General features: G+C 70.3%; 24 protein-coding genes. 9 read left to right on the top strand and 15 right to left on the bottom strand.

The window, feature by feature from the left end:
* Positions 1–610 precede the first annotated feature (610 nt).
* The 3 genes from STRTUCAR8_RS40560 to STRTUCAR8_RS50825 all read left to right on the top strand — a co-directional run bounded on the left by STRTUCAR8_RS40560 (position 611) and on the right by STRTUCAR8_RS50825 (position 2684).
* Positions 611–1369 carry a GntR family transcriptional regulator gene (locus STRTUCAR8_RS40560; RefSeq protein ID WP_044473736.1) on the top strand — a complete coding sequence of 253 codons (759 nt, stop codon included), beginning with the start codon at positions 611–613 and terminating at the stop codon, positions 1367–1369.
* Positions 1350–1967: a GNAT family N-acetyltransferase gene (locus STRTUCAR8_RS40555; protein WP_006382202.1), complete on the top strand. Its 618-nt coding sequence runs from the start codon at positions 1350–1352 to the stop codon at positions 1965–1967. Before STRTUCAR8_RS40560 ends, STRTUCAR8_RS40555 begins: the two co-directional genes overlap by 20 nt.
* 381 nt (positions 1968–2348) lie before the next feature.
* Positions 2349–2684, top strand: coding sequence for a CPCC family cysteine-rich protein (locus STRTUCAR8_RS50825; protein WP_100247766.1), 336 nt, complete (start codon positions 2349–2351; stop codon positions 2682–2684).
* Between the two features lie 79 nt (positions 2685–2763).
* Here STRTUCAR8_RS50825 and STRTUCAR8_RS40550 read toward each other — a convergent pair whose 3' ends face one another.
* On the bottom strand, positions 2764–3003 hold the full coding sequence (locus tag STRTUCAR8_RS40550; protein WP_006382197.1) for a site-specific integrase: 240 nt from the start codon (positions 3001–3003) through the stop codon (positions 2764–2766).
* A gap of 114 nt (positions 3004–3117) precedes the next feature.
* Here STRTUCAR8_RS40550 and STRTUCAR8_RS40545 point away from each other — a divergent pair, with 114 nt between their 5' ends.
* Positions 3118–4704, top strand: a complete 1587-nt coding sequence (locus tag STRTUCAR8_RS40545; RefSeq protein ID WP_086025858.1) for an SDR family oxidoreductase — start codon at positions 3118–3120, stop codon at positions 4702–4704.
* A 174-nt stretch (positions 4705–4878) separates the two neighbouring features.
* On the opposite strand, the gene STRTUCAR8_RS40540 is transcribed toward STRTUCAR8_RS40545, so the two are convergent.
* The 3 genes from STRTUCAR8_RS40540 to STRTUCAR8_RS40530 form a co-directional block, all read right to left on the bottom strand.
* Positions 4879–5355: a macro domain-containing protein gene (locus tag STRTUCAR8_RS40540; protein WP_006382196.1), complete on the bottom strand. Its 477-nt coding sequence runs from the start codon at positions 5353–5355 to the stop codon at positions 4879–4881.
* A 98-nt stretch (positions 5356–5453) separates the two neighbouring features.
* On the bottom strand, positions 5454–6596 hold the full coding sequence (locus STRTUCAR8_RS40535) for a LacI family DNA-binding transcriptional regulator (protein ID WP_006382200.1): 1143 nt from the start codon (positions 6594–6596) through the stop codon (positions 5454–5456).
* Positions 6597–6714: 118 nt separating this feature from the next.
* Positions 6715–7746: a hydroxyacid dehydrogenase gene (locus STRTUCAR8_RS40530; protein WP_006382189.1), complete on the bottom strand. Its 1032-nt coding sequence runs from the start codon at positions 7744–7746 to the stop codon at positions 6715–6717.
* Between the two features lie 391 nt (positions 7747–8137).
* Between STRTUCAR8_RS40530 and STRTUCAR8_RS40525 the strand changes: the two genes are divergently transcribed.
* From STRTUCAR8_RS40525 to STRTUCAR8_RS40515, 3 genes are read left to right on the top strand one after another with little or no spacing between them, the layout of a single operon-like run.
* Positions 8138–9466 (top strand): ABC transporter substrate-binding protein, encoded by a 1329-nt coding sequence (locus tag STRTUCAR8_RS40525; protein ID WP_006382181.1) that lies wholly within the window; start codon positions 8138–8140, stop codon positions 9464–9466.
* Between the two features lie 11 nt (positions 9467–9477).
* Positions 9478–10362, top strand: a complete 885-nt coding sequence (locus tag STRTUCAR8_RS40520; RefSeq protein WP_006382183.1) for a carbohydrate ABC transporter permease — start codon at positions 9478–9480, stop codon at positions 10360–10362.
* Entirely contained in the window at positions 10362–11288 is a 927-nt protein-coding gene (locus STRTUCAR8_RS40515; protein ID WP_006382186.1) for a carbohydrate ABC transporter permease, read from the top strand. The genes STRTUCAR8_RS40520 and STRTUCAR8_RS40515 overlap by 1 nt, the downstream gene beginning before the upstream one ends.
* A 52-nt stretch (positions 11289–11340) precedes the next feature.
* Here STRTUCAR8_RS40515 and STRTUCAR8_RS40510 read toward each other — a convergent pair whose 3' ends face one another.
* The 6 genes from STRTUCAR8_RS40510 to STRTUCAR8_RS40485 form a co-directional block, all read right to left on the bottom strand.
* Positions 11341–12336, bottom strand: a complete 996-nt coding sequence (locus STRTUCAR8_RS40510; RefSeq protein ID WP_407705452.1) for an ABC transporter substrate-binding protein — start codon at positions 12334–12336, stop codon at positions 11341–11343.
* Between the two features lie 39 nt (positions 12337–12375).
* Complete coding sequence (locus tag STRTUCAR8_RS40505; RefSeq protein ID WP_006382195.1) at positions 12376–13176, bottom strand: amino acid ABC transporter ATP-binding protein; 801 nt, start codon at positions 13174–13176, stop codon at positions 12376–12378.
* Positions 13173–14207: an amino acid ABC transporter permease gene (locus STRTUCAR8_RS40500; protein ID WP_006382194.1), complete on the bottom strand. Its 1035-nt coding sequence runs from the start codon at positions 14205–14207 to the stop codon at positions 13173–13175. Before STRTUCAR8_RS40500 ends, STRTUCAR8_RS40505 begins: the two co-directional genes overlap by 4 nt.
* Before the next feature lie 128 nt (positions 14208–14335).
* Positions 14336–14869 (bottom strand): GNAT family N-acetyltransferase, encoded by a 534-nt coding sequence (locus STRTUCAR8_RS40495; protein WP_006382203.1) that lies wholly within the window; start codon positions 14867–14869, stop codon positions 14336–14338.
* Complete coding sequence (locus STRTUCAR8_RS40490) at positions 14866–16020, bottom strand: LLM class flavin-dependent oxidoreductase (protein WP_044473734.1); 1155 nt, start codon at positions 16018–16020, stop codon at positions 14866–14868. The genes STRTUCAR8_RS40495 and STRTUCAR8_RS40490 overlap by 4 nt, the downstream gene beginning before the upstream one ends.
* A 401-nt stretch (positions 16021–16421) precedes the next feature.
* Positions 16422–17957, bottom strand: coding sequence for a serine/threonine-protein kinase (locus STRTUCAR8_RS40485; RefSeq protein WP_006382193.1), 1536 nt, complete (start codon positions 17955–17957; stop codon positions 16422–16424).
* Positions 17958–18088: 131 nt separating this feature from the next.
* Between STRTUCAR8_RS40485 and STRTUCAR8_RS40480 the strand changes: the two genes are divergently transcribed.
* Positions 18089–18835 (top strand): Mut7-C RNAse domain-containing protein, encoded by a 747-nt coding sequence (locus STRTUCAR8_RS40480; protein ID WP_006382184.1) that lies wholly within the window; start codon positions 18089–18091, stop codon positions 18833–18835.
* A gap of 275 nt (positions 18836–19110) precedes the next feature.
* On the top strand, positions 19111–20154 hold the full coding sequence (locus STRTUCAR8_RS40475; protein ID WP_006382182.1) for a lysylphosphatidylglycerol synthase transmembrane domain-containing protein: 1044 nt from the start codon (positions 19111–19113) through the stop codon (positions 20152–20154).
* Positions 20155–21060: 906 nt separating this feature from the next.
* Here STRTUCAR8_RS40475 and STRTUCAR8_RS40470 read toward each other — a convergent pair.
* The 5 genes from STRTUCAR8_RS40470 to STRTUCAR8_RS40450 form a co-directional block, all read right to left on the bottom strand.
* Positions 21061–22209, bottom strand: a complete 1149-nt coding sequence (locus tag STRTUCAR8_RS40470; protein WP_006382191.1) for a class I SAM-dependent methyltransferase — start codon at positions 22207–22209, stop codon at positions 21061–21063.
* Complete coding sequence (locus STRTUCAR8_RS40465; protein WP_006382188.1) at positions 22206–23411, bottom strand: glycosyltransferase; 1206 nt, start codon at positions 23409–23411, stop codon at positions 22206–22208. The genes STRTUCAR8_RS40470 and STRTUCAR8_RS40465 overlap by 4 nt, the downstream gene beginning before the upstream one ends.
* On the bottom strand, positions 23408–24235 hold the full coding sequence (locus STRTUCAR8_RS40460; RefSeq protein ID WP_006382185.1) for an alpha/beta fold hydrolase: 828 nt from the start codon (positions 24233–24235) through the stop codon (positions 23408–23410). Before STRTUCAR8_RS40460 ends, STRTUCAR8_RS40465 begins: the two co-directional genes overlap by 4 nt.
* A 2-nt stretch (positions 24236–24237) precedes the next feature.
* Positions 24238–24567 (bottom strand): acyl carrier protein, encoded by a 330-nt coding sequence (locus STRTUCAR8_RS40455; protein WP_006382190.1) that lies wholly within the window; start codon positions 24565–24567, stop codon positions 24238–24240.
* On the bottom strand, positions 24564–26610 hold a 2047-nt coding region (locus tag STRTUCAR8_RS40450; RefSeq protein ID WP_006382192.1), incomplete at its 5' end, for a 4'-phosphopantetheinyl transferase superfamily protein. The genes STRTUCAR8_RS40455 and STRTUCAR8_RS40450, both read right to left, overlap by 4 nt.

Raw genomic sequence — 26610 nt, 5'->3', positions numbered from 1 at the left:
CGCCCCTGGGTTGTCGTCGGTTCACACCGACCTCCCTTGAAGAGAAGGGGAAAGCGGCTTCACCGGTCCGCCCTCGCGAGGCGGTCCGGTCCCGAGCCGGTCAAGTCGGGTGCGTCATCGTCACTGCTCTGACGCCAGCAGGCGGCTTGCACGAACGTGCAGGTTGGCGTGCCGCCGACGACGTCACCCGGTCGTCTCGGGGGCGGTCTGTCTCATCCCGCCACGTGCGTTGGAGCCCGCTGTACCTCCCCACACCCGTCACCGGATGGCGCCTGCCAGGCGCATAGGGGGAGAGCTGCGTTCATCACGACGGTTTGCCACCCGGACCCTCGTCCTAGGCACCTGCCGTGCCGCCGCTCTCGCGTCAGCCCCGCACGATCACTGTTCAGTTCTCAATCACCGGCGCTTCCCTCGTACTCACCCCCCGGACGTGCGAGGCTTTCCTCCGGCGCACCTGTACGGCAATGCCGTACGTGACACCCCGTCCGACTTGTCTGGAGGAGTGCCGTGGCAGAAGACTGCCCGAGTTGGGCTTGGAGAGTCAAGCCCCCTGGTCTAACTTGTACGGAGGAGTCGGAGCAGAGGGGAAGTTTTGTCAGTGCGACGCGGAATGACCAAGGCTCAGGAAATCGCCTATGACCTGCGCGAACAGATCGTGTCCGGGGCGCTCGGTGGGGGTGAGGCCCTCCCCAGCGAATCCAAAATGATGAGCGAGTACGGCTACAGCCGCGAGACCATCCGCGCCGGCGTACGCGTCCTCATCGAGGAAGGTCTCGTCGTCACGGGGCAGGGGCAGGGGAAGTACGTCCGCGAGGACTACCCGCCTGTCGTGTGGAACTGGACGACGCTGGAGAGCCGCAGCCGCCACGCCACGGCGGTTGAGGGCCGAACCGCAGGCGACCAGTGGGCGAGCGCGATTTCGGAGAACGGAAACGCACCCCGGCAAGACATCACGGTGTCGATCGTGGAGCCCCCGCCCCACGTGCGCGAGTGCCTCGAACTCCCCGAGAACGGCTTGGCCGTGGCGCGCAAGCGGGTCCGGTTCATAGACAACCGGCCGTACGCACTCGCTGATTCGTACTTCCCTCAGGAACTCGTAAGCGGTACGCCGTTGATGGAGCCCCGAGACGTCGCCGCGCCAGGTGGCATCTTGGCCTCCGTGGGGCTCGTTCAGACCAAGTATGTGGACCAAATCTCGGTGCGCATGCCGACTCGTTTGGAAGCCGAACTACTCGCCCTACCTGCGGCAACCCCTGTTGCAGAGCACACCCGTACGGGCTATGACGCGGACGGCCGGCCCCTCCGCTGCATGGTCACCATCCTCCCCGGAGACAGGCACAAGATCCTCTATGAAGTCAGCACGGACTGAGTACCTCCGCCCAGCAGCGGCGGAGGACGTACCCGCTCTCTTGGCTCTGCGAACAGAGGCGGAAGGGTGGCTGCACACGAAGGGAACCGACCAGTGGAGCGATCCAGAGACTGGCGAACGGGCCATAGGGAAGTGGCGCGCGAGCATAGATGAGGGGCGGGCGTGGGTGGTGGTCAACGAGCACGGCACGGTGCTTGCAACCGTCAGTCGCGGGCCCGTCGACCGTGATTTCTGGACGGACACCGACCGCCCCGAATCAGGGCTGTACCTCTACAAGTTGATGGTCGCGCGCGAGGCATCTGGCCGGAACCTCGGCACACGGGTCATCGACTGGATGTCTCGGCTCGCTGCGTTGGAAGGGCGAACCTGGGTGCGCATAGACACGTGGCGGACGAACACGGGGCTGCACGCCTACTACGAGCGGTTGGGCTTCCACCACGTACGCACAGAGGCCCCGTCTCACAGACGCTCAGGGTGGCTGGCCCAACGGCCGGCGGGTGAACTGGCCATGCCGAACGATCTGTTGTCGGTCGGCCTCAACGGGGAGCGGCAAGCGGGTACGGAAGGACTCGCCGAACTGCCACTTCAGAAGAGGTGACGCGCGGGCGGGATTCGGCACCTCCGCCCGGCGAGTGCGTGAGCAGTGCGTGAACCCGTGGCGCGAGCGGTCACGGATCACCTCCGCCCCTGGTCAGAGCACCTTTGAGGCACCTCATGATCACGCTCTCCGGAGCCGTGTGCGCAGGTTCGAATCCTGCCGGGGGCACCTTGAATGAGGTGCCTAAAGACCCCGCCATCAGTGCAGAAGCTGAGGTCGGGGTCTTTGCGTGTGTGCAGGCGAACGCTGGCAAAAGCAGCCCCCTGACAGTGATCACGTAATGACGACGTAATGATCTTTCGGGGTCTTCCGGCAGCTCACCCGGGGTTTTCAGACCGCCATCGCGAGGTCTTTTTGTAGGTCTTGACGCACCGCGCCACGATGTCAGCCATGCCAGTTGAAGATCAGCGAGTCCCGCCGTCCGCACCGGACCCCGAGAGTTCCCTTGTCGAGTGTCCATGTTGCCGCTATCGGACTCTGGACGAGCGCGCCAACTTCGAGATCTGCGTGGAGTGCGGCTGGGAGGACGACGGACAAGGTGACGAGGACGCTCACATCGTCCGGGGTGGCCCCAACGGTCAGCTGAGCCTGGCCCAGGCCAGACTCGAGTACGTGGCAGCAGCGGAAGAGCCCCTCGACGAGTCATCGGTGACACATGGCGGAGAAGGCCTGTGGTGGGCAGCGGCTCAAGAGCAGCTCCGGAATGAGCCTCACTAGAGACGGGTTCGATGGGCATGGTGAAGCCCCGGATCGGTCCGGGGCTTCAGTGTGTGCGTGAGTGGTGCGTGGGCCGTCTTCAGCCTTCGGCGTCGGACCCCTCCCCCAGCCCCTTCAGAATCCGGTCGTTCATCTCCTGCTCCTGGCCGTCGATGCACTTCGCGTAGATCTTCAGAAGGACATCCACCGAGTGCCCCGGACGAGCCGCCACCTCAGGAGCGGGTACGCCGGAGTTGAGCCACTGCGAGACGCCCGCGTGCCGGAGGTCGTAGGGCCGGAAGGCCGGCACCGAGGAGACCTGTCCCGGTACGAGCGCCAACTCGCATAGTCAACTCGGCCAGGGTGATGCTCGCCGCGACGCGCGCAGTCGCCCCGCCGAGGCCATGATCGGACGACGAGGCAGCGGCGTCGGAGTGAACTCGTGGAGGCGATCGTGAGCACAGGCAAGGAGCGGATCACCGAAGCTGACGGGGCGCGGTGCCTGGTCACCGGAGCGTCCGGCTATATCGGCGGGCGGCTGGTGCCGGAGTTGTTGGAGGCGGGGTACCGCGTGCGGTGTCTGGCCCGTTCGCCGGACAAGCTCCGCGACCATCCCTGGGCGGGCGATGTCGAGACGGTTCGCGGGGATGTCACCGACCCCGAGTCGGTCGCCGCCGCCATGGACGGTGTCGACGTCGCCTACTATCTGGTGCACGCCCTCGGTTCCGGTTCCGGGTTCGAGGGGACCGATCGCCGGGCCGCGCGGGTCTTCGCCGAGGAGGCTCGGGGCGCCGGTGTGCGGCGGATCGTCTATCTCGGGGGGCTCACCCCGCAGGGCGTACCCGAGGAGTCGCTCTCCCCTCATCTGCGATCCCGCGCCGAGGTCGGGCGGATTTTCCTCGACGCGCCGGTGCCGACGACCGTGCTGCGGGCCGCGGTCGTCATCGGCTCGGGGTCGGCCTCCTTCGAGATGCTGCGGTACCTCACCGAGCGGCTGCCGGTGATGGTCCCCCCCAGCTGGGTGCACACCCGTACCCAGCCCATCGGGGTACGGGACGTGCTGCGCTATCTCGTCGGCTCGGCGGCCATGCCGGACGACGTCAACCGGGCGTTCGACATCGGCGGGCCGGACGTCCTGACGTACCGGGAGATGATGGGCCGTTACGCCGTCGTCGCGGGCCTGCGCCGGCGGCTCATCGTGCCGGTTCCGGTGCTGACCCCGAGGCTGTCCAGTCACTGGGTCGGTCTCGTCACCCCCGTGCCCGCCGCCCTGGCCCGGCCGCTCACGGAGTCGCTGCGCCACGAGGTCATCTGCCGTGAGCGCGACATCGTACGGTTCGTCCCGGATCTTCCTGGTCGGCCGCTGCCCTTCGACGAGGCACTGGCACTCGCGCTGCGGAGGGTGCGGGAGGCGCAGGTCGCCACCCGGTGGTCGTCCGCCGCCGTGCCGGGGGCGCCGAGCGATCCGCTGCCCACCGACCCCGACTGGGCGGGCGGCAGTCTCTACCAGGACGAGCGGCAGCTGTCGGTCGACGCGTCGGGGCAGGCCCTGTGGAAGGTGATCGAGGGCATCGGGGGCGACAACGGCTGGTACTCCTTCCCGCTGGCCTGGGCGGTCCGGGGCTGGTTGGACCGGTTCGCCGGGGGTGTGGGCCTGCGCCGCGGGCGTCGTGACGCCGAGCGGCTGCGGGTCGGTGACTCGCTGGACTTCTGGCGGGTCGAGGCGATCGAGCCCGGACGGCTGCTGCGGCTGCGGGCCGAGATGCGTCTGCCCGGCCTCGCCTGGCTGGAGATGTACGTGGAGACGGCGGCCGAGGGCGGCACCCGATACCGTCAGCGGGCGCTGTTCCACCCACGCGGTCTGCTGGGCCATGTCTACTGGTGGTCCGTCTCCCCCTTCCACGCTGTCGTCTTCGGCGGCATGGCCCGCAACATCACCCGGGCCGCCGGCAACGAGGGGCACAGCCGACCGGGCCCGACGCGGTTCCTCAGGCCGGCATCCCGCGCTCGGCGAGGCCGCGCTCGATCTCGTAGGCGGTGATCACCAGGTGACGGGAGAACGCGGCGTTCGGCAGTCCGTTCGCGGGGCGCTACAGGCACCTGGTCGTGGCCGCACGAGAACTCGGCCGTGATTCCCTCGGGTTCACGCAGACGTGCGCGCTCCCGTGAGGGGAACGTGGATCCGCAGCTCCGGGACAAGGGTGGGCAGGCTGTCTCATGCGTGGTCGTAGACGGTGGCGGCGATGTCGCGGGCGCTCAGGGTTCGGCTGATGATCGGCTCGACGCGTTCCCACTCGCCGCCGGCGAGTCCGCAGCCGATGCGGGGCATGTGCACGGAGGCCTTGTCGGCGAGGGCGTGTTCAGCGACGGCTCGAAGGCAGCGTTCGACGGCGTCGTACCGGATGGGCGGGCCGCCGCTTCCCGTCTTCGTCCCGCGTTGAGCGACCATGTTCGCGACCCAGATGTCAGGTCGGACGCGGACCATCTGTACCGCGCCGAGGGCGAAGTCGTTGCCGGCGCGCTCGCGGTGCCAGCGGCGGTACTCGCGCTCCGGTTCGGGCCAGTGACGCGAGATCGCCAGGACGAATCCCTTGCCCCATCCGCCGAGGTCGTTGCAGATGTGCGCGATGACCTTCGGGCCCTTCGCCTGAGGGTTGGTCGCGTCACCCGCGACGATCTGCAACGGTTTCACGGGGTCATGGTCGCCTGGCCCACGACCAGAGGCCAATGCTTTTCTCCGAGGCCGCACGGGTTGGTCGGGTGTACGTGTCCTCGTGTCCTCGCCCCCCGTCACGTTCGCTTCTTCCGCCTCCGCCCCACCCCCGGGGCCCGTACCGACTGACGGATCACCAGCTGGGTCCCCAGGATCACGTGGTCGCCGCCCGCGGTGCGCCGTTCCCCGTCCAGGGCCAGCCGTACGGCGGTGCGTCCCAGGTCCTCGTACGGCACCCGGAGTGTGGTGAGCGACGTCGACAGGTCGGCCGCGAAGGGGACGTCGTCGAAGCCCATGACCGAGATGTCGCCGGGGACGTCCAGGCCCGACTCCCGCAGCGCCGCCAGTACCCCCGTGGCCACCATGTCCGTGCCCGCGAAGACCGCCGTGAACTCCAGGCCCGCCTTCAGGGCGTCCCGCATCCGGTCGTAGCCCGAGGCGCGGGTGTAGGTGCCGGGGATGTCCAACTCCTCGGCGTACGCGACACCGTGGGCGCGCAGCGCCTGGAGGTAGCCAGCCCGGCGCTGGTCGGCGGTGCTCATCGTGGGGTCGCCGCCCAGGTAGAGGATGCGACGGTGGCCCGCGGTGAGCAGGTGGTCGCCCGCCTGGAAGGCGCCGCCCCGGTTGTCGTACTCCACGACCGTGACCGGCAGGTCGCCCGGCAGGGGCGGGCGGCCGCACAGCACCAGGCGGGAGCCGACGGCGTCCAGCGCTCTGGCGTACTCGGCCATGCGTTCGTGGTACGCCTCGTCGAGCACCGCGCCGCCGACGAGGATGACCGCCGCCGCGTGCTGCTCGCGCATCAGCTGGACCAGGTCGTGCTCCCGGTTCTGGTCGCCGTGCGTGGTGCAGACGAGGCTCAGCCGGCCCCGGGCCGCCGCCTCCTGTTCGACTCCGGCGGCCACGTCGGCGAAGGAGGGGCCGATCATCTGTTCCATGACGAGGGCGACGGGGCCGGCGACCCCGCCGGACAGGGCCTTGGCGTGCACGTTCACCACGTAGTGCAGGGACTCGACCGCGGCCATGACACGGGCCCGGGTGGCGACGGAGACGGGGTGGCTGCCGGCCAGAGCCCTGGAAACGGTTGCCACGGACACGCCCGCCCTGGCCGCGACATCGCGGATCGTGCTGGGCCGGTCGCCGTCGGCGCCGTTCCGTCTGCGCTTGCCCGAGGTGGCGCGAGGGCCCGGTTTCCGGGCTTCGGTTCCGTTCTCCGTCACGTTCCGACGTTACTGCATCGCCGGTATGCCGACCGGTGACTGTGCAGCAACTTCCCCCCTTGTGAATGGAAGCGATTACATCCGCCGTGAGCATCCGCCCCCGCCCCTCCCCCTCCTCTCACGCGCTCCTCGCCAGGTCGCTGTGCCGTACCTGGTGGGCGGGCCGCAGGCCCGCGTCGAGCAGGGCGAGTTCGTCCACCACCGTCCGGCCGAGCCGCGCGAGTTCGTTGCCCAGGGAGCCGGCGATGTGCGGGGTGAGGAACACGTTGGGCAGGTCATAGAGGGGGGAGGCGGCGGGCAGGGGCTCCGGCTCCGTCACGTCGAGTACGGCGCCGAGCCGCCCGGAGACGAGTTCCGCGGTGAGCGCGTCGTGGTCCACCAGGGCGCCCCGGGAGGTGTTGATCAGGACGCCGCCGTCCGGGATGAGGGCGAGCCGGTCGCGGTCGAGCATGCGGTACGTCTCTGGGATGTCCGGGGCGTGCAGGGTGACGATGTCGCTGGTGCGCAGCAGTTCCTCCAGGGGGAGGGAGGTCGCACCCAGCGCCTCGGCCGCTTCGGCGTCCACGTACGGGTCGTACAGCGTGAGCGTCAGTTCGAACGGGCGCAGCAGCTCCAGTACCCGGCGGCCCACCCGCGAGGCCCCGATCACCCCGACCCGGCGACCGAGGTTGCCCACGTGGGTGTACTCGTGGGGGGCGGGGTGGACCCGCTCGCGGCGGAAACGTTCGCGCAGGCCGAACGCGTCCTTGCCGGCGAGGAGGACGGCGGCCAGGGTGTACTCGGCCACCGGCAGCGCGTTCGCCTGTACCGCGCTGGAGACGGTGAGACCGCGCTCCCAGACGGCGTCACCGAGCAGGCTGCGGACGCTGCCCGCCGCGTGCAGGACCGTGTGCAGCCGGGGTGCGGCGGCCAGGACCTCGGCGTCGATGTGCGGGCAGCCCCAGCCGGTGATCAGCACTTCCGCCTCGGCCAGTGCGGTGGCGGCCGCCGGATCGGTGAAGTCCTGGACGACCAGCGAGGGATCGATCCGTGCCAGCTCGCCCAGCCGTTCCATCAGGGCGGGCGGGAAGAGTTCGGGCAGGTGCACCGGGTCCATCGCGAACAGGGCGACCGGGAGGTGTGGCGTGGGCACGGCGGACATGGGGGGCATGGGACTCCTGCTTCGGTGCGGGCAGCACACGGGGAACGATGTAAACGTATTCCACGCTAGGACCGGCACTCCGGGCGGGTCAATGCCCCCGAGGGAAGCGAGCTGGCGCGGCCCTCACTTTCCCGAACTGATACAGAAGCGGAAATCGCAGGTCAACAAGGTCGGAACGTAACCTGCGAGCAAGCTGCGCGAAACAGGAATCTCACGACCTCTTGCTTCTCGGCCGGACGCGGCCTAGCGTCCAGCACGGCAAACGGTTACATACTCGAACGGTTAACGCCCCCACCCTCGCCGACCGTGAGGCATCACCCAGCGGCACCGCCGCGCCCACCCCCCTCCTCGCTCGTGGCGATACCTGGCGATCACCTGGTGATACCTAAGGAGCACGCTCATGTCCGTCAGATTCAGGCGCCCCGCACTCGTCGGAGTTGTCTGCGCTCTCGCGCTCACCGCCTCCGCCTGCGGCGGGTCCGGTTCCGGCGACGACGCTTCGGGGTCCTCCGGGCCGGTCTCCCTCGACTTCTGGGGCTGGGCCAACGGCCAGGAGGCGGTCGTCAAGGCGTTCAACGCCTCGCACAAGGACATCCAGCTGAAGTACACCAAGGTGACCGATCAGCTGACGATGCAGAAGCAGCTGAGCAACGCGGTCAAGGCCGAGAACGCTCCCTGTCTGCTGCAGAACACCGGCGAGTACGTGACGAGCTGGGTGGCGCAGGGCGCGCTGGCCGACATCACGCAGTACGTCGAGTCGAGCAAGGACAAGTTCAACCCCGGCTCGTGGGCCGTCGGCCAGGTCCAGGGCAAGACGTACGGCGTACCCACCGCCTCCGCGCCCGCGTTCACGATTCTCCGCACCGACATCTTCAAGAAGTACGGGCTCAAGGCCCCCACGACCTGGGACGAGTTCATCGCGGCGGGCAAGGTTCTCGCCAAGCACGGCGTCAAGATCACCAACTACGCCGGTGAGGACCCGAGCACCGTGGAGGTGCTGGCCATGCAGGCGGGCGCCCACTGGTACTCCATCGACGGCGACTCCTGGAAGGTGGATTTCCAGGACGCCGGCTCGCTCAAGGCGGCGAAGGTGATCCAGGAGATCATCGACAACGACCTGAACTCGAAGCTGTCCTTCGCCGACTACGCGGCCGTGCAGCGCAACTACGACAAGGGTGGCACCGCGACCCGGCAGATCTCCACCTGGCAGATGTCCGGGATGGTGCAGAACTTCACGGACTCCTTCGGCAAGTGGGCGCTCGCGCCGTGGCCGACGTACAAGGGCGAGGCCGCGAAGACGCCGGCCGGCACCAACCAGAGCGGCAACCTGACGCTGGTGTCGAAGCAGTGCGAACACCAGAAGCAGGCGGCCGAGGCGGCACTGTGGATGTCGACCGACGCCGGCGCCGTCAAGACCATGGCGAGCCCGGAGACCGGCAGCGGAGTGATGCCGGCGCTGGCCGACAGTGACGCGTACGTGCCCGAGGCGATCTCCGAGAAGCTGCTCGGCTCGAACTACCGGCCGGCGCAGCAGATCGTGAAGGACAGCCTGAAGACCGTGACGACCGACTGGACCTTCGGTCCCGACTGGACCGCGATGTTCTCCGAGATGCAGAGCCAGTGGGGCCAGGTGGTCAGCAAGAAGCAGACGGTCGCCGGCCTCCTGGCACACATGCAGGAGTGGACGGTCAAGGACCTGAAGTCCCGCGGTATCAACGTCAAGGGCTGAGGCACATCCCGATGATTCGCTCCCTGCGCTGGAAGGGCGCCGCCTTCACGGTGCCCTTCCAGCTCGGCTTCGTCTTCCTCTATCTGCTGCCGATCGGGTACGCCGTCTACCAGTCGCTGTACCACTCGCAGTCCTCCGGACTGGGCCTGGGCGGCACGACCGACGAGTTCTCCGGCCTCGACAACTACCGACAGGGCCTGACGGACCCGAAGTTCATGGGTTCCGTGCTGCGGGTGGTGCTGTTCGCCTGTGTGCAGATCCCGGTGATGCTGGCGGTCAGCCTGGTCCTCGCCCTGCTGCTGGACTCGCTCACCTCACGGGCGGCGAGCCGGTTCCGGATCATGCTGCTGGTCCCGTACATGATCCCGGGCGTGGTCGCCGCGGTCGTCTGGATCAACCTGTACAGCCCCGACGTCGGTCCGCTCACCCCGCTGGGCGACGTGTTCGGTCTCGCCTGGAACTTCTTCGCGCCGTCGATGGTGTGGCCGTCCATCGGCAACCTGCTGACCTGGCACGGCATCGGCTACAACATGGTGATCATCTACTCGGCGCTGCAGGGTGTACCGCGTGAGCTGTTCGAGGCCGCGCGGCTCGACGGCGCGACCGAGTGGCGCGTCGCCCTGAGCATCAAGATCCCGTTCGTACAGGGGGCGTTGGTGCTGACCGGGATGCTCTCGATCATCCAGATGCTGCAGCTCTTCAACGAGCCCGCGCTGTTCAGGAACATCACTCCGCAGACGGTCGACGACAGCTTCACCCCGATCATGATCATCTACAACCAGGCGTTCAACGCGGGCAACTACCACTACGCCGCCGCCCTGTCGGTGCTGCTCGCCCTCATCCTGGGCGTCGCCTCCTTCCTCTTCTACCGGCTGACCTCGAAGGAGACCGACTGATGGCCGCGACCACGACCCCCACCGCCGAGTCCCCGAAGCGGTCTCAGGCGCCGGCCGCGCGGCGTCTCAACCGGCCTGATTCCAGGGGCCGTTCGCGCGGTGGGCAGCGGTTCGTCCTGGTCGGGCTTGTGCTGGCGAGCGCGTACAGCCTGTTCCCGGTGTACTGGCTGGTCATCGCCGCCACCAAGGACCGTACGGGCCTCTACCAGAGCAACGGCCTGTGGTTCTCCGGCTGGCACCTGTGGGACAACCTGCATCAGGTGTTCACCTACGAGAACGGTATCTTCCTGCGCTGGACGGCCAACTCGTTCCTGTACGCCGGTGTCGGCTCCGCCGGTGGCACGCTGATCGCCCTCGCGACCGGCTACGGCCTCGCCCGCTTCGACTTCCCCGGGCGCGGTGCGGTGTTCGCGGCGGTGGTGGGCTCGTTCCTCATCCCGATCGCGCTGCTCACACTCCCGCTGTACCTGCTGTTCTCGGAGATCGGGCTGGTCGACACCCCGTGGGCGATGCTGATCCCCTGCCTGATCAACCCGCTCAGCGTGTACCTGGCCAAGGTGTACACCGAGGCGACGATCCCCTTCGAGCTTCTGGAGGCGGCCCGTATCGACGGGGCCGGGGAGCTGCGGATCTTCTTCAGCATCGTGCTGCGGATGATGACGACGGGCGGCGCGACGGTCTTCCTGCTCGCCTTCGTCAACACCTGGAACGCCTTCTTCCTCCCTCTGACCGTCCTGCGCGGCGAGAAGAACTGGACGCTCAACCTGGGCCTGTACAACTGGTCCGGCAAACGCGCGGAGTCCGGCATCGACCTCACCAGTCTGGTCCTGACCGGCGCTCTGCTCTCCATCGTCCCGATGGCGATCATGATGATCGCGATGCGCCGCTACTGGCGCACCGGCGTCACCATGGGCGCCCTCAAGTGAGGCTGTTCCAGGGCGCGTCGACCCGACGTTCCGATCTCCGCGCCCTGATCGCCTACTGGTTGGTCCTGGGCAGCCCCGGCGGGTTGATCTCCGACTTGGCCACCGCCTCGTCGGACAGGCCCCAGCGCTTCAGCACCTTGCCGTACGTCCCGTTCTCGATGATCTCGTCGAGGGCGGCGGCGAGCGGCTTCACCAGGCCGCTGTCCTTCTTGGTGGTGGCCGCGATGAGGCCCTGGAGGGTGGCGCCGGCGCCTGAGTAGGTGCCGACGACCTCCGTCCTGCCGGTGCTGGCCGCGTGGTAGGCGGCGGTCGGGTTGGGGCCCAGGTAGAGGTCGATCCGGCCGGACTGGAGGGCGAGGTAGGTGTCGCTGTCGTTCTGGTAGTACTTGATGTCCACCGGCTTGAGGCCGGCCTTCTCGTCCTGCTTGCTCCACTCGACGAGCAGCTTCTCCTGGTTGGTGCCGCTGCCCACGGCGATGGTCCTGCCCGCCACGTCCTTCGGCCCGGTGATCTTCAGACCGCTGCCCTTCTTCGCCTCGAAGCCCAGGTTGTCCTCGCGGTAGGTGGCGAAGTCGTACTTCTCCTTGCGCTCCTCGGTGACGGTGATGTTGCTGAAACCGACGTCGTACTTGGCGCTGTCGAGGCCCACGAAGATGTTCTCCCAGGACACGGTGTGGAAGTCAGGCCTGAGTCCGAGCACTTCGGAGACGAGGTACGCGAGGTCCGACTCGACGCCGATCCTGGTCTTGTTGTCGGTGGCGTAGAAGCCCAGCGGGGCGGCGCTGCCGGTGGAGTGGACGATCTCCAGCGTCCCTCTCTCGCGGATCTTCGCCGGGAGTCCGGCGGCTATGGAGTCGACCTTGCCGGTGGTGACACGGTTCTGGTCCGGGCTCAGGTTGATCTTCGTACCGCTTCCGACGCCCTTGGTGGCCGCGACCTCGGTGGTGCCGCCGTCGGAGGGGTTCGCGCAGGCGGCGAGGACCAGGGCGGAGACGAGTCCCAGGGCGGCCGCGGTGGATCGGCGGGCGAGGTTGACGGACACGGTCATGCTCCTTGCGTGGGTGGATGAGATCCAAAAGGCTTTGGATCAGAGGACTTTGGAGAGGAACGCGCGGGTACGTTCGTGCTGCGGGGCGTCCAGGACGGCTGTGGGGGCGCCCTGTTCGACGATGACTCCGCCGTCCATGAACACCACGGTGTCGGCGACCTCGCGGGCGAAGCCGATCTCGTGGGTCACGACGATCATGGTCGTGCCGGTGCTCGCGAGGTCCCTGATGACGTCCAGGACCTCGCCGACGAGTTCCGGGTCGAGGGCCGAGGTCGGCTCGTCGAAGAGGAGCACCTTGGGTTCGAGGGCGAGCGCGCGGGCGATGGCGACGCGCTGTTGCTGGCCACCGGACAACTGCCGTGGATAGGCGCCCTTCTTGTCGGTGAGCCCGACCCTCTCGAGGAGCCGTTCGGCCGTCACGACGGCCTCCCTGCGCGGCCTGCGCAGCGCCGAGACGGGTGCCTCGACGAGGTTCTCCAGCACGGTGAGGTGCGGGAAGAGGTTGAAGTTCTGGAAGACGAACCCGATGTGGGTGCGCTGTCTCAGTACGTCCTTCTCGCGCAGCTCGTGCAGTCGGCCGCCGGAACGCCGGTAGCCGATCAGCTCGCCGTCGATGCTGATCCAGCCGCGGTTGACCTTCTCCAGGTGGTTGATGGTGCGCAGCAGGGTGGACTTGCCGGAGCCGGAGGGGCCGAGGATCACGGTCACCTCGCCCGCGCGCACCTGGAGATCGACGCCGCGCAGCACTTCCAGCGGACCGAAGTTCTTGTGCACGCCCCGGACGTCGACCATCACGCCGGTCGGGCCGGGCGAGCCTGTCGGGCCGGTCGCGTCGCTCATCGCTTGCCTCCCGCGAGGTTCAGGGGGATGTCGGGGCCGCCCCGCTGCGCCGCCGCCGTACGCAGGTCGCGCACGGAACGGCGTACGCGCTGGAGCGGGGTGGGTGGCGGGGTGCGGTCGGCGCCTCGGGCGTAGCGGCGCTCCACGTAGTACTGGGCGACCGTCAGCAGGGAGGTGAGGACGACGTACCAGGCTGTGGCCACCAGCAGCAGCGGGATCACCCGGCCGTTGCGGCCGTAGATCACCTGGACCTGGTAGAAGAGCTCGCCGATCGCCATCACGTAGACCACCGAGGTGCCCTTGAGCAGGCCCACGATCTCGTTGCCCGCGGTGGGCAGGATGGCCCGCATGGCCTGCGGGAGCACGATCCGCCGGATCTGCCGCAGCCTGGGGATGCCGAGCGCGGCGGCTGCCTCCAACTGGCCTTGGTCGACGGCGATGACGCCGCCGCGGACGATCTCGGCGGAGTACGCGGCCTGGTGCAGCGTCAGTCCGATGATCGCCGCGCCGATGGTGCCGATCAGGGTGTTGCTGTCGACGGACCAGAACACCGGCCCGAAGGGGATGCCGACGCCCAACCGGTCGTACAGGGCACCCAGGTTGAACCAGAAGACCAGCTGGACGATCATCGGGATCGAGCGGAAGATCCAGATGTAGGTCCAGGCGACGGTCTGCAGCACCGGGCTCCGGGACAGCCGCATGAACGCCAGTACCGTGCCGAGGAGAAATCCCAACACCGCCGCGTAGGCGGTGAGTTGGAGGGTCACGCCGACCGCCTCGACGATCGTCTCGGACAGCACGTAGTCGCCGAAGACGTCCCACTCCCACACGGGGTTGGTGACCAGCCCGTGCGCGAACTGCGCGACCAGGACGACCACGACGACGGCCGCCGCCCATCGGGCGTAGTGGCGGACCGGGACGACCTTGAGCGAGGCGGGGTCCTCCGGGCGGGGCGGGAGTGGCGGGGGTGGCGAGGCTGACGAGGCCTCGGTGCCGCTGGGTTTCGCGGCGGAGTCGGTGGTGAGGCCCATGGTGGGGGTCCTGTCCGGGGTTGAGGGGTGGTCGGGGCTTGACGGGATTACCGCGGGCCGGTGGGGGCTTGTCGCGCAGTTCCCGCGCCCCTTTGCGGGGCGCTGGTGCGCGCCCTTCTCCAGGGCCCTTAGGTGGGCTTCGGGGCCGGGCGGGCCGTGAGGTGTTTTTCGAACGGCAGCTTGCCGATGGATTCCGGGTCGGCGGTCGTGTCGAAGAGCGGGGTGTAGCCGGTGGCCAGGTAGAGGCCGCGGGCTTCGGGCTGGCGCGGGCCGGTGGTGAGGTGGATTCGCCGGTAGCCTCGGGCGGCCGCCGCGCGTTCCAGTTCGTCGACAACGCGGCGGGCCAGGCCGCGTCGCCGGTGGGCGGAGTGGGTCCAGATGCGCTTCAACTCCGCCGTCGCCGTGTCCGCGTCGTACCGGCGGAACGCGCCGCCCGCGACCGGTTCACCGCGTTCGAGGAGCAGGAGCAGGACACCGCCGTACGCCGCCGTGAACTCCTCGTCGGGGTAGCGGGCGAGTTCGGCGTGGGCGTCCTTGCCGTAGCGGGACGAGTACTCGTCGCCGAGCTCGCGCAGCAGCGGTTCCACGAGCGGGTCGGAAACGGCGACATGACGGACCGTCAACTCAGGTGTCGTGGAGCCTGGTTGCGCGACCGAGGTCATCCGGTCACCGCCGACGCCAGTATCCGCGTACCCCGCGCCGCAGCCTCGGCGTCGCGCTTGGCGACCTCCTCGCGGACGATCGGGATCACCTGCCGGCCGAAGTCGATGGCGTCGCCCAGCAGGTCGTAGCCGCGGGCGGAGAGGATGTCGACGCCGAGGTCGTGGTAGTCGAGGAGTGCCCGGGCCACGGTCTCGGGGGTGCCGACCAGGGCGTTGGAGTTGCCCGCGCCACCGGTGGCGGCGGCGGTCGGGGTCCACAGGGCACGGTCGTAGCGTTCGCCCGCCTCGGCGATGGCGATCAGTCGCTGCGAGCCGGCGTTCTGCGGAGTCACGGCCTGGGACCCGAGGTTTGCGGCGTGGCGCCTGCTGATCGACTCCCCGCGCGCCTTGCGGGCCTTGATGGCGCCGACCGTCCGGTGGGCCTTCTCCCAGGCCAGTTCCTCGGTCGGGGCGATGATCGGGCGGAACGCCACCTGGAAACGCGGTACGTCGGTGCGGCCCGCTTCCCTGGCGGCGGCCTTCACCGCCTCGATCTGCTCGGCGGTCTTCGCCAGCGGCTCGCCCCACAGGCAGTAGACGTCGGCCTCGGCGCCCCCGGCGGCGTACGCGGCGGGCGAGGAGCCGCCGAACGAGACGTTCGGGCGTGGCTGTTGGACGGGGAAGACGTCGCTGACGAAGTCGTGGAAGCGGTAGTGGTCGCCCTCGTGGTCGAAGGGCTCATGGGTGGTCCAGATCTTCTTGACGATCCGGATGTACTCGCGGGTGCGGGCGTACCGCTCGTCCTTGGTGAGGGTGTCGCCCTCGCGGCCCTGCTCCTGGTCGTTGCCGCCGGTGATGAAGTGGACGGTCAGGCGGCCCTCGCTGATCTGGTCGAGGGTGGCGAACGTCTTGGCGGCGAAGGTCGGGTAGGACACGTTGGGGCGGTGGGCGAGCAGGATCTGCAGACGCTCCAGCCTGCTCGCGATGTAGGCGGCGGCCGGTGCGGGGTCGGGCGAGCCGGACCCGTAGGCGAACAGCACCCGGTCCCAGCCGTGGTCCTCGTGGGCCCGGGCGAGCCGGAGCGTGTACTCCCTGTCGAAGGCGGCGCCGGAGCGCGCGGTGGTCTCGGAGCCGTCGTTGGTCGCGGCGATGCCAAGGAATTCCACGGGCATGGAATCGGCCTTTCTGAGGTTCCCTCATGGCGTCTCGACCGGCGGGCCCCGTACGCGGGCATGGCGGAACCGCCCTGCGCACGGCCGCACTTGACGACACGTCAGGAGATGCACGAAATGAGGGAGGACGAGAAGGGGAATGCGAAAAGGGGTGCCGGAAGCACCTGAGGAAGAGAAGAAGGTGGGGGCCGGTCAGACGGCCCGTTGCCGAGTCAGGCGCGACACGCGGCGGAGCACACTCGACAGAGGTCGATGTGGCCGCGCGTAACCAAGCGCTGCTGCTGGGCATCCATGCGAACAATTGAGCAGTACGTCTCGCCGTACGTCAACCACCGCCCGGATGCCGGACAGCCGGAGCGGGTGGTGGTGGTCGGCTCGTGATCAGCGACTCGGCGCGTGGCTCACGTCCGGGGCCGGAAGTGTGCCCCCGTCGACTCCTCACCGGTGATCGTGGCCACGCAGCGCAGGACGCGCAGACCGTCGGCGTACTCGGTCTGTGTGGGCGGGAGTACGTCGACGGTCCAGCGGGACGGGTCGATGTTGCGTGCGTCGCCCTGTCTGGACCTGGCGAGGACCGCGCGGGAGCAGAGTCTGCGGACGTCCGGGTGGTTCTCCAGCTCCCGCTGGTTGTTGGTCATCCCGGTCGACGGGAGCGGGGCTATCGCGAAGGTCTCCCACGGGTGGGACACCAGGCAGTCGGAGCGGTTCACGCTGACGATGCCGACGGTGACGACCATGCCGCCCCAGCATTCGGCGGTCGTGGTGCAGCGGCCGTTCATGCCGGCGACGTCGGTCGCCGGGCAGTTCTCGGTCGTCGTCGGTACGCCGTAGCCGGCGATCGTGGCCTGGGTCGCCCCGCCCGACGCGGAGGCGGAGGCGGGGGTGGAAGCAGAGGTGGTGGGCGCGTCCGTCGTCGACGGGGGCAGGTACTGGTACGCCATCGTCCCGCCCGTACCGACGACGACCACGGCCACGGCCGCGACGGACAGCCGTACCCGCACCGTTCTGCGGCGCGGAGAGACGGCCGGCGGCACGACGGTGGTCGGAGGAACGGCGGCGGGCCCCGGCATGGTCACGGGGAAGGGGACCGCGGTGGCGCCTGCCGGGTCCGTCGGGCCCGCCAGATCCACAGCGGCCAGCGCGTCCCGGAGCGCGGCGGCGCTCGGCAGCCGGTCGGCCGGGTCGGGGGCCATGGCGTGGCGGAGGACCTCGGTGAAGCGTGGGTGCACTCCGGGGAGGTCAGGCAGGGGCCAGGTGTGCCGGACGATGACCTCGGCGATGCCGAGGCTGCCGTCCTCCGGGAAGTGCGGGGGTCTGCCGTGCACCAGGGCGTAGATCGTGGCGGCGAGGGAGTACACGTCCCCGGCGGGTGTGGGTTCGGCCAGCCGGAACGCCTCCGGCGGGGCGTACGCCGGTGTCAACGCCTCCCGGGTGACGGACAGTTCCTGGCCCGGCCGGGGCATCGCGGCCAGCCCGAAGTCGGCGAGGCCGACGTTCCCGTACCGGTCGATCATGATGTTGCCCGGTTTGATGTCGCGGTGCAGTACGCCACCGGCGTGGGCCGCGGCCAGCGCGTCGGCGATACGTACGCCGATGTCCCGCGCCTCGGCGACCGGGAGCGGGCCCTCCCGGTGGAGGCGGTCGCCGAGCGAACCGCCGGGGCACAGTTCCAGAACCATGTACGGGCGGCCGGTGTCGAGCACTCCGGCGTCGTAGACCGCGACCACGTGCGGGTGGCCCGACAGTTGGCCGGCCGCGGTCACCTCGCGAAGGAACCGCTGGCGGTCGCGGTCGGTGGCCAGGACGCGGCTGTCCATCTTGAGGGCGACCTCGCGGCCCACGGCCAGCTGGCGGGCCCGGTACACGGTGGCGAACCCGCCCTGGCCGAGAACCGCGACGACCTCGTAACCGGGCACGCCCGTACGTTCGAACTGCATGCTGCCGTACTCCCCCACCAGCGAGGCCGACCGTCCCGGTCGGGGTACCGGACCGGGGTGTTGAGAGCGCTGACAGTAGTGCACCGGAAACCGGCGGGCGTTCCCGGCCGGGGCGATGACATGCTGACCGCGTGAGCAGACCGGAGATCGTCATCAGTTTCGCCCCTGAGCTGCGGCTTTTCGTCCCGTCCGAGCGGCGTGCCGGGCGTACGTCCGTGGTCACCGACGGATCGTCCTCGCTGGGGCACGTGGTGGAGTCGCTGGGCGTACCCCTCACCGAGGCCGGGCGGCTGCTGGTCGACGGCCGGGAGGTGCCGGCGTCCCATGTGCCGGGCGCGGGCGAGACGGTGGAGGTCGGTGCCGTCGTCAGGCCGCAGTCGGTGCCGGGGGCGCCGCTGCGATTCCTGCTCGACGTGCATCTGGGCACGCTCGCCCGCCGGCTGCGGCTCCTGGGCGTCGACGCGGCGTACGAGAGCGAGGACATCGGCGACCCCGCGCTGGCCGCGCTGTCGGCGGCCGAGCGACGGGTGCTGCTCTCCCGGGACCGGGGTCTGCTGCGGCGCCGGGAGCTGTGGGCGGGGGCGTACGTCTACAGCGACCGCCCGGACGAGCAGCTCCGGGACGTCCTCGGCCGTTTCGCGCCCGTACTCGCCCCGTGGTCCCGGTGCACCGCCTGCAACGGACGGCTGTCGCAGGCCGACAAGCAGACGGTCGGCGACCGGCTGGAGGACGGGACCCGGCGGACGTACGACGTCTTCGCGCAGTGCGCGGACTGTGAGCGGCTGTACTGGCGGGGCGCGCACCACGCGCGGCTGGAGGCGATCGTCGAGGGCGCGCTGAGCGAGTTCGGGCCTCACCGCGCTCACGGCGCCCGCTGAGTCGCTGTGAGGAAGCTGTGGGAACCGACGGTGACACCAAGGCGTTGAACAGACGTTGTGCGAAGAACGTATTGACAGGAAGCGATGAGGGGAGACTCTGACAGAACGCTTCAGGCATCATCTGTGTCGCCCGTCCGCCCTCACCCCTTCTCTTCCTCGACACCACCCCGTCACGCGGACTGGGAACGCTCCTGCTGTCCCTCTTGCCTCGCTCTTCATTTCCCCCCGTCCGCCCCCGCAGCGCGTGGGCGCAACGTGGAAGGACGACGCGCGCTGTGTCCTCATTTCCGGTAGTTCCCATAGCTCCGCCCGCTCCGACGGTCCAGTCGCCTCCCCAGGGCATCTCGGACCGTCCCTCTCCGGCGTCCCGCTTTCGCCGGCTTCCCGGCGCCCGGTACGCCCGCCGGGTGCTCTGTCTGCTGCCGCTCCTGCTCATCGGGATCTGGGCGGCGGACAACTGGCCGGTCCTGCACGACGGTGCCCGGCGGCTCACCACGGCCGACCCCGGCTGGCTGGCGATCGGGGCCGCGTTCACGTTCCTGTGCTGGGTTTCCGCGGCCTTCGCCCGGCAGGGGGCGATCCCGGAGCGGCTGCCGCCCGGGCTGCTGCTGGCCTCGCAGTTCGCCGCCGGGGCCGCGAACAACGTGCTTCCGGCCGGTCTCGGCGCCCACGCGGTCACCCTGCGCTTCCTGACCGGCCGTGGCATCCCGCTGGCCCGCGCCACGGCGTCCCTCGCCCTGTACTCGCTGGTCAAGCCGGTGGCGAAGCTGCTGCTGATCCTCGCGCTCCTGGCGACGTTCCCGACCTCCCTGGCCAGCGCCGACGTCCTCCCCGACCAGGGCACACTGCTGCCCATCGTCGCGGGCGTGGCCGGCACGGTGGTCGTCGTGACACTGGTTCTGGCCTTCGTACGTCCCTTGCGGCGCCCCCTGCTCAACGGGCTGCGCACCGCCCTGACCGACGCGCGACGGCTGCACACCAGGCCCGTCCGGGTCGCCGCGCTGTGGGGCGGCGCCGCGGGCTTCTCCCTGTGCCAGGCCGCGGTGCTGGCCTCGGTCGGAGCCTCGCTCGGGCTGCCGATCGCCTGGCCCGACGTGGTCTTCGCCTACCTCGCCGCGAGCGCCGCGGTCGGCGCCGTGCCCGCGCCGGCCGGGATAGGTCCCGTCGACGCGGCCCTGGTGTTCACGCTGGCCGCGATGGGCGCCCCGATGTCCCTGGCCGCCGCGACCGTCGTCGGCTTCCGCGTCCTGACGGTCTGGCTACCGCTGCTGCCGGGCGCCCTCGTCCTGTCGCTGCTGGTGCGCGCCAAGGTGCTGTGACGCGCATGAGGTGTGGCGCGGCGCCGCCGTGATCCACCGGGGTGCCGTGCCGTGCTGTACGGCACGCTCGCTCGGGCCTGCCGGGCGAGGTTGGCGCGCCGGGGGTTATCGCGCTTCGACGCCGGTGCGCGCCGAGACGCGGGAGCGCGCCCGGTGGGATGACCCCAGTGCGGTGATCCCGCCGTAAACGGGCCGCACGCCACCCCCAACCCGCCTCTCCACGCAAGGCCACCAGCGGGCACCCCCGTACTTCGACGCCGGTACGCGCCGAGACGCGGGAGCACGCGCCCGGTGCGGTGATCCCGCCGTAAACGGGCCGCACGCCACCCCCAACCCGCCTCTCCACGCAAGGCCACCAGCGGGCACCCCCCTACTTCGACGCCGGTACGCGCCGAGACGCGGGAGCACGCACCCAGTGCGGTGATCCCGCCGTAAACGGGCCGCACGCCACCCCCAACCCGCCTCTCCACGCAAGGCCACCAGCGGGCACCCCCGTACTTCGACGCCGGTACGCGCCGAGACGCGGGAGCACGCGCCCGGTGGGGTGATCCCGGGTGTCGAGCCGCACGGCGCCCTCCCCCCGGTTGCCGCTGGGACCGGCCGTGGGCGCCTTCACGCTTCGATGCCGGTGCCCGCCAAGGGGCGGCGCAGCTCACCCGGTTCGGTGATGCGCGAGGCTGATCCGCCGAAGTGCTGTGCCGAGCGGCACGCTCCCCCGGCCCTGCCGTGCGGGGCCTGCGCCGAGCGCCCCCGTGCCTCGATTCCGGTGCACGCCAACGTACGGCGGCACGCACGTCGTCGTCACCCCTGCTCGCCGCCCGAGCCGGCGCCGGGCGCGTCCCCGTGGCGGACGTCTCTGCTCAAGGGTTCGGAGTCCGCTGGTGTGACCCCCCGGGGGGAAACGTGTCAGTCCCGGCGGGCCACCAGGCGGTACGCGTTGGAGACGCCCAGGCGGTGGGAGACCGGCCGGACGGCGAAGCGGTCCAGCAGGGTGCCCAGGATCAGTGCCGGGACGCCGGCCAGCAGCAGGGCTCCTCGCAGGGTGCGGCGCAGGGCGTTCGGGGGCTGCGGCAGCCACGGGAGGTTGTCGCGCGGAGCGGCGTTGTCGAGGGCCAGCCAGACGGCGGCGAGCAGGTCGACGGGGTCGTGCGGCTCGGCGTGCTGTTCCAGGACGACGGTGAAGCCCAGCTCGGTGAGCCGCTGCCGGAGGTTGTCGACGGGCACGAAGTGCAGGTGCTGGGGCTGCAGCCAGGGCAGCCACCAGCGGCCGAGCAGCTTGGCGTAGCGGCTGTCGGGGTCGGGGACCTCGATCACCAGGTGTCCGCCGGGTCGGATGGCCTGCCGGGCGGCCTCCAGTTCGAGCGGGGGCTCGGTGCTGTGCTCCAGGTAGTGGAACATGCTGACGACGTCGTAGTGGGCGGCCAGTTCGGGGGCCAGCTCGGTGAAGCTGCCCCGGTAGCCGTGCTCGACGCGCCCCGCCCGCTCGGCGAGTTCGGCGCCGTCGGTGAAGTCCAGCCCGTCGAAGGTCGTGCCGGTGTGGACGACCCGGGCCGACTCGCAGAAGTGGCCGTGGCCGGTGCCGACGTCGAGCCAGTTCTTCGGCGCGTCGTCGAAGGGGAGCAGGGCGCGGGCCCGCTGCTCGTACATCTTCGTGCGGCCCGCGAAGGTGTTGCCGAGCTGCTTCTCGCCGAGTCCGTCGTAGAAGTCCCGGTAGTAGAACTCCAGTCCGGCGGCGCTGAGCCGGGGGTTCTGGAAGGTGTGCCGGCAGTCCTCGCAGCGGTCGAGCACGAACCGTCCGGGCTTGTGCTGGAGCAGGTCGGTGGTCCGCAGCCGGGTCGTGAGCCGGGCCGAGCCGCACCAGGGGCAACTGGTGCGCGGGGGTTCGAAAAACCGGTCGAGGCCGTGGGCGAGGTCGGTCCGGTAGGTGGGCCGGAGGGCGGCCACCTGCTCGGCACGGCTCGGAACGGCGGGCGCGTCCGGCGTTGCCGCTGCTTCCGGGGCCTCCGCTTCACCGGCCCTGTTCCCGCTCTCCTGCGCTTGCCTTTCCTCACTCATGCCGTCTCCTTCGCGGGCGCGCCGATGGCGAGTTGCTCAAGGTGGGTGGCCGCCGCCGAGGCACCTCCGGCGGCCCGGAACGCGGTACGGATCCGGCTCGCCGCGAGGCGGTGACCGGGCTCGTGCAGTACCGCGTCGATCGCGGCGCCCAGTTTCGGCGCGGTGACCCGCCCGAACCGCACCCGGATGCCCGCCCCGGCCGCCACGACCTGACCGGCGACCACGGGCTGGTCGTCCCGGATGGGCGCGACGACGAGCGGTACCCCGTGCCAGAGCGCCTCGCACACGGTGTTGTGCCCGGCGTGGCAGACGACGGCGTCGACCCGTTCGAGGAGCGGGAGTTGGGGGACGGAGGGGACGATCAGGACATCCTTGTCGTCCTCCCCGTCAGGGGTGCTTACGAGTTCACCCGCCGGATCGACGATCACTGTCTGCATCCGGTCCGCCCGCTCTCGTGCGGCGACCTGACACTCGGTCAGGAAGCGTGCTCCGACGTCCGTGTTGGCGGTGCCGAGGGTGACGAGGACGGTGGCACGGGCGGAGTCGAGCCAGTCCCAGGGGAAGCCGGGCGGGGCCGGCCGGTCGGAGACGGACGGGCCGACGTACCGGATCTGGTCGCCTGTGCGGGCGCCCGGTCCGACGAACTCCGGTGTACTGAAGGCGAGTACGAGGTGCGGGGAGAATCGTGGGTCGGCGGTGCCGGCGGGATCGCCGACGCGGTCCCGGAGGCCCGCGAGCAGCTCGTCCAGCCACTCGGCGACCTTGGGCATGCCGGACAGTACGTCGGTGAACTCGGCGGAGGTGGTGGCCGAGGTGGCCCACGGCAGTCCCAGCCGCTCGGCGACGAGGCCACCGGCGAGGGCCTGCTGGTCGGCGACGACCACGTCCGGCCCGAACTCCCGCACGGCGGCGGCGACTCCGGGTGCCATCTCCTCGGCGAGCGGGGCGAGGAAGTGTTCCCAGAGGAACTTCAGCGCCTCGGGCCCCCGCATGTCCGGCGGCCGTACGCCGTCCCCGGAGCCTGGGACGGGCCCGGCGCACGGGAAGACGGTGACGTCCTGGCCGGCGAGCTTCCGCACGAGTCCCGGGTCCGCGCAGAGCCAGGCCGACTCGTGGCCGCGCGAGGCGAGTTCGGCGGCGACCCCGACAGCCGGGTTGATGTGCCCGACGAGCGGCGGCACGACGAACAGGAACCGGCTCACCGCGCTTCCGCCCCCGCCAGCGGAACCGGGGCCGCCGCACCGAGGATGAGCGACAGGATGTGCCCACCTACCGTCCCCGATGCCTCGACGAGCACCGAGTGTTCGTGTCCCGGCACGACGACGGTCCGGCAGTCGGGCAGCACCGACTCCAGCCAGGGCGCGAGTTCGGCGAGGTCCGAGTCACCCCCGTACACACCGAGCACCGGGCAGCGTACGGAGCTGGCCTCGTCGTCGGTCAGGACACGGCTGGCCGGGATGTCCTGGGCGAGGGTCGTCTCGCGGGCCAGGCGGGCGGCGCCCTTGGCGAGGCGGGCGGTGTTCTGGCCCCGGTTGGCGGTGATCCAGGCGATGGCGTCGGCCTCGTTGTGGGCGAGTTCGTGCATGACCCGGCCGAGAATGCCGTCGAGTTTGCCCGCCCAGGCCGCGGTCGCCGGTTCCGACTCGATGAGGGAGACGCTGGCGGCCCGCTCCGGGTGACGGGCGGCGTATCCGAACGCGACTGTCCCACCGTAGGAGTTGCCGACGAGATGGACCGGGCCGGTCACCTCCAGCCGGTCGAGGAGGGCCTCCAGGTCGTCGATGCTGTCGTCGAGGGTGTAGCCGGTGGCGGGGCGGCTGGAGCGGCCGTGGCCCCGCAGGTCGTACATGACGACGTCGATGCCGGAGGCGGCGAACGCCGGTGCCACGGTGAAGTAGTAGCTGGCCAGACTGTCGGTGAGCAGTCCGTGGACGAGGACGGCGGTCGCGGTGACCGGCCGTCCGCCGCGCGGGCCGATGCGCTGGGCGTGCAGGCTGAGGCCGCCGCCGATGTCGACGATCGTCATGGTCAGCCCGCCTCCGTCGCTTTGAGACTGGCGACGACGTGCTCCACGAGCCGGCCGACGGTGAGTTCGATGATCTCGTCGAAGTCCATGTCGGCCAGGAACTCGGCGAAGTTGACCCGGCTGCCGTACTTCTCCTCCAGCATCCCCGCCAGGGTCACCAGGTCGATGCTCTCCAGCTCCAGGTCGCGGTTGAAGGTGGTGTCCATCCGGATCTCGACGTCGTCGAGGCCGTACTCGTCGAGGAGGGCCGCGAGCATGCCCCTGATGTCGGCGAGCACCGCCTCCTCACTGCCGACACCGGTTCTGGTCGTGTGCCCGTTGAGGCTGGTCATCGCTCCAACTCCCCTTGTTCTGCTGCGACTTCTTCGGCCGGTCCGGTTGTCCAGGCCACGACGTACGTCCTGTCGGGCAGTCCGGGGGGATTGCCCGTCTGCTCGCAGTGCACGGTGTAGGCGGGCGCGAGCCGGCCGGAGACGGTGAGCCGGTCGCCCGTGTCCGTGGCCGCCCACACCGCGAAGTCCCTTGGCCGGCCGCCGAAACCGGTCCCCTCCGCCTTCGCGACGGCTTCCTTGGCGGCCCAGAAGCGGGTGAACCAGAGCGCCTCGGACTCTCCGCCGGCGCCCGACCGAGCACGGAGCAGGGCGAGTTCGGCCGGGCCGAGGGCTGTGGCGAGGGTGGAGGCGTCCCGCTCGACGACCTCCTCGATGTCGATACCGGGCCCTTGCCCTGCATCCGGACGGTCACCGGAGGCCGAGCCCCGCTGGGACGGCCGTACGATCGCCACGGCCGCCTCGGCCCGGTGGGCGAGTGAGACCTCCAGCGGGGGCAGGGTCCGTCCGTGTGTTCCGGTGACGTACGGCCGCCCGGTCGCCTCGTTGTGGACCCGGATCTCCGCCGGGAACACGTCCCCCTCGCCCTCCCGTTCCCAGAGCCACCGGCGCACGGCGTCCTTGGCGGCGATCCGGCCGAGCAGCCACTGCCTGCGCCCGCGCGGTGCGTGCCGCTCGTACTGCGAACGCTCCTCCCCGCCGAGGGAGTTGCGCATGATGAGGTCGCGCGAGGCGAGGTCGGGCCAGCGTTCGTGGAGCAGGACCCAGCCGCCCGGCCGGGCCTGGGAGAGGGTGTTGCGTTCGGGGAAGCGTTCGACGGGCCTGGTCTGCGGGTCGTTGTCGAAGCGCCGGTCCTGCCAGCCGCTCAGCTCGGCCCAGACCTGGCCGCCGACGGTCAGTTGGACGTCTGCTTCGAGGACGGTGTCGGTGAGCGAGGTGATCCGCACGAAGCAGCCGACGTCGGTGCCGGGTTCGGGGTGCGGCCCGTAGAACCTCATCGTTCGCATCCCGACCGGGAACACGACCGTCCGCGAGGTGCGTGTCGCCATGATCCAGTACCCGAGGATCTGCCCGACGTTGTCGAGGAGCGAGCCGGGCGCGGTCGGGGTCGTGATGACTCCCCGTACGTGCGCCTCGCCCAGCGCGGTGAGTTCGGTGACCCCCTGGAACGCCGGGCCGTGGAACATCCAGCGCTCGGAATAGAGCTGGGCGGCGGTGTGGTCGGGGGCGCGTTCGGTGGTGGGGGTCGTGGGCCAGGGGGTGGGGCGGGCCGTCATCTCCGGGTAACCGTCGGCGAGTTCGACAGTGGCTCGGGCTCGGGGGCCGAAGGAGACGGCGCGGTGGGTGGGGGTCGCGGGGACGGGAGTGACGGTCACGTCCACATCGACGGGCGGGGTGGCCGTGAGCCACTGGTCGAAACGGGCGCCGTGCACGGCTACGGGCACGGGCACAGGTCCGGCTGCGGCTCGGGTTCCGGGGTGCGTCTGCGCCGCCGAGCACTGGGCCGCTTCCATCATGTGCTGCACGATCGTCGTCGCCGGGACCACCGGCCACCGGTCCGCCACGTCCGGCCAGCCGGGGCGCTGCGGGAAGAAACAGTGGTCGAGGAGGTACGGCATGGTGTCCGGCGAGACGTGGACCGTGGTGCGCCAGGGGGGTGGGGCGGCCTGGGTGGCCGGGGGTGTGAGCGGTGTCGGGGGGAGCGTTCGTGCGCCGGGGGTGGTCGATCGGGGGTGCCGGAGCGGGGACGCGGCCCTTGGCGTGGGGAGGTTCTGGGCGGGGTGAGGGGCGATGACTGGGGCAACCTGGGCCGCCACGGAGCCCGGTCGGCGTTGGCCCGCACCGATCAGTTCGGCGGCGGTGTCGGCCGTCTCCCGTAGCAGGGCGCCGAGTTCGGCGGCGGCCGGGAAGCGTGCCGCGAGTGCGTCCAGCGGCGACGTCGGCCCGGCGGCCGAGGCGACGGCCCGCGACGGACCGGCACCCTGCGGCGCGGCGGCAGCCGGGACCTCGGTGACCGAAGGCCGCGCGGGGTTCCGCACCCGACCC

Origin of the sequence: Streptomyces turgidiscabies Car8, assembly GCF_000331005.1 — a bacterium.
Classification (GTDB): domain Bacteria; phylum Actinomycetota; class Actinomycetes; order Streptomycetales; family Streptomycetaceae; genus Streptomyces; species Streptomyces turgidiscabies.
The sequence above is the reverse complement of the archived record's forward strand: the minus strand, read 5'-3'. Positions and strand labels throughout refer to the sequence as shown.

What these genes read in the sequence shown, in the direction of transcription:
- STRTUCAR8_RS40560 (WP_044473736.1), top strand. Translation starts at nt 611, where the DNA reads ATGACCAAGGCTCAGGAAATCGCCTATGACCTGCGCGAACAGATCGTG.
- STRTUCAR8_RS40555 (WP_006382202.1), top strand. Translation starts at nt 1,350, where the DNA reads ATGAAGTCAGCACGGACTGAGTACCTCCGCCCAGCAGCGGCGGAGGAC.
- STRTUCAR8_RS50825 (WP_100247766.1), top strand. Translation starts at nt 2,349, where the DNA reads ATGTCAGCCATGCCAGTTGAAGATCAGCGAGTCCCGCCGTCCGCACCG.
- STRTUCAR8_RS40530 (WP_006382189.1), bottom strand. Translation starts at nt 7,746, where the DNA reads ATGCCCCCCATGTCCGCCGTGCCCACGCCACACCTCCCGGTCGCCCTG.
- STRTUCAR8_RS40525 (WP_006382181.1), top strand. Translation starts at nt 8,138, where the DNA reads ATGTCCGTCAGATTCAGGCGCCCCGCACTCGTCGGAGTTGTCTGCGCT.
- STRTUCAR8_RS40520 (WP_006382183.1), top strand. Translation starts at nt 9,478, where the DNA reads ATGATTCGCTCCCTGCGCTGGAAGGGCGCCGCCTTCACGGTGCCCTTC.
- STRTUCAR8_RS40515 (WP_006382186.1), top strand. Translation starts at nt 10,362, where the DNA reads ATGGCCGCGACCACGACCCCCACCGCCGAGTCCCCGAAGCGGTCTCAG.
- STRTUCAR8_RS40510 (WP_407705452.1), bottom strand. Translation starts at nt 12,336, where the DNA reads ATGACCGTGTCCGTCAACCTCGCCCGCCGATCCACCGCGGCCGCCCTG.
- STRTUCAR8_RS40505 (WP_006382195.1), bottom strand. Translation starts at nt 13,176, where the DNA reads ATGAGCGACGCGACCGGCCCGACAGGCTCGCCCGGCCCGACCGGCGTG.
- STRTUCAR8_RS40500 (WP_006382194.1), bottom strand. Translation starts at nt 14,207, where the DNA reads ATGGGCCTCACCACCGACTCCGCCGCGAAACCCAGCGGCACCGAGGCC.
- STRTUCAR8_RS40495 (WP_006382203.1), bottom strand. Translation starts at nt 14,869, where the DNA reads ATGACCTCGGTCGCGCAACCAGGCTCCACGACACCTGAGTTGACGGTC.
- STRTUCAR8_RS40490 (WP_044473734.1), bottom strand. Translation starts at nt 16,020, where the DNA reads ATGCCCGTGGAATTCCTTGGCATCGCCGCGACCAACGACGGCTCCGAG.
- STRTUCAR8_RS40485 (WP_006382193.1), bottom strand. Translation starts at nt 17,957, where the DNA reads ATGCAGTTCGAACGTACGGGCGTGCCCGGTTACGAGGTCGTCGCGGTT.
- STRTUCAR8_RS40470 (WP_006382191.1), bottom strand. Translation starts at nt 22,209, where the DNA reads ATGAGTGAGGAAAGGCAAGCGCAGGAGAGCGGGAACAGGGCCGGTGAA.
- STRTUCAR8_RS40460 (WP_006382185.1), bottom strand. Translation starts at nt 24,235, where the DNA reads ATGACGATCGTCGACATCGGCGGCGGCCTCAGCCTGCACGCCCAGCGC.
- STRTUCAR8_RS40455 (WP_006382190.1), bottom strand. Translation starts at nt 24,567, where the DNA reads ATGACCAGCCTCAACGGGCACACGACCAGAACCGGTGTCGGCAGTGAG.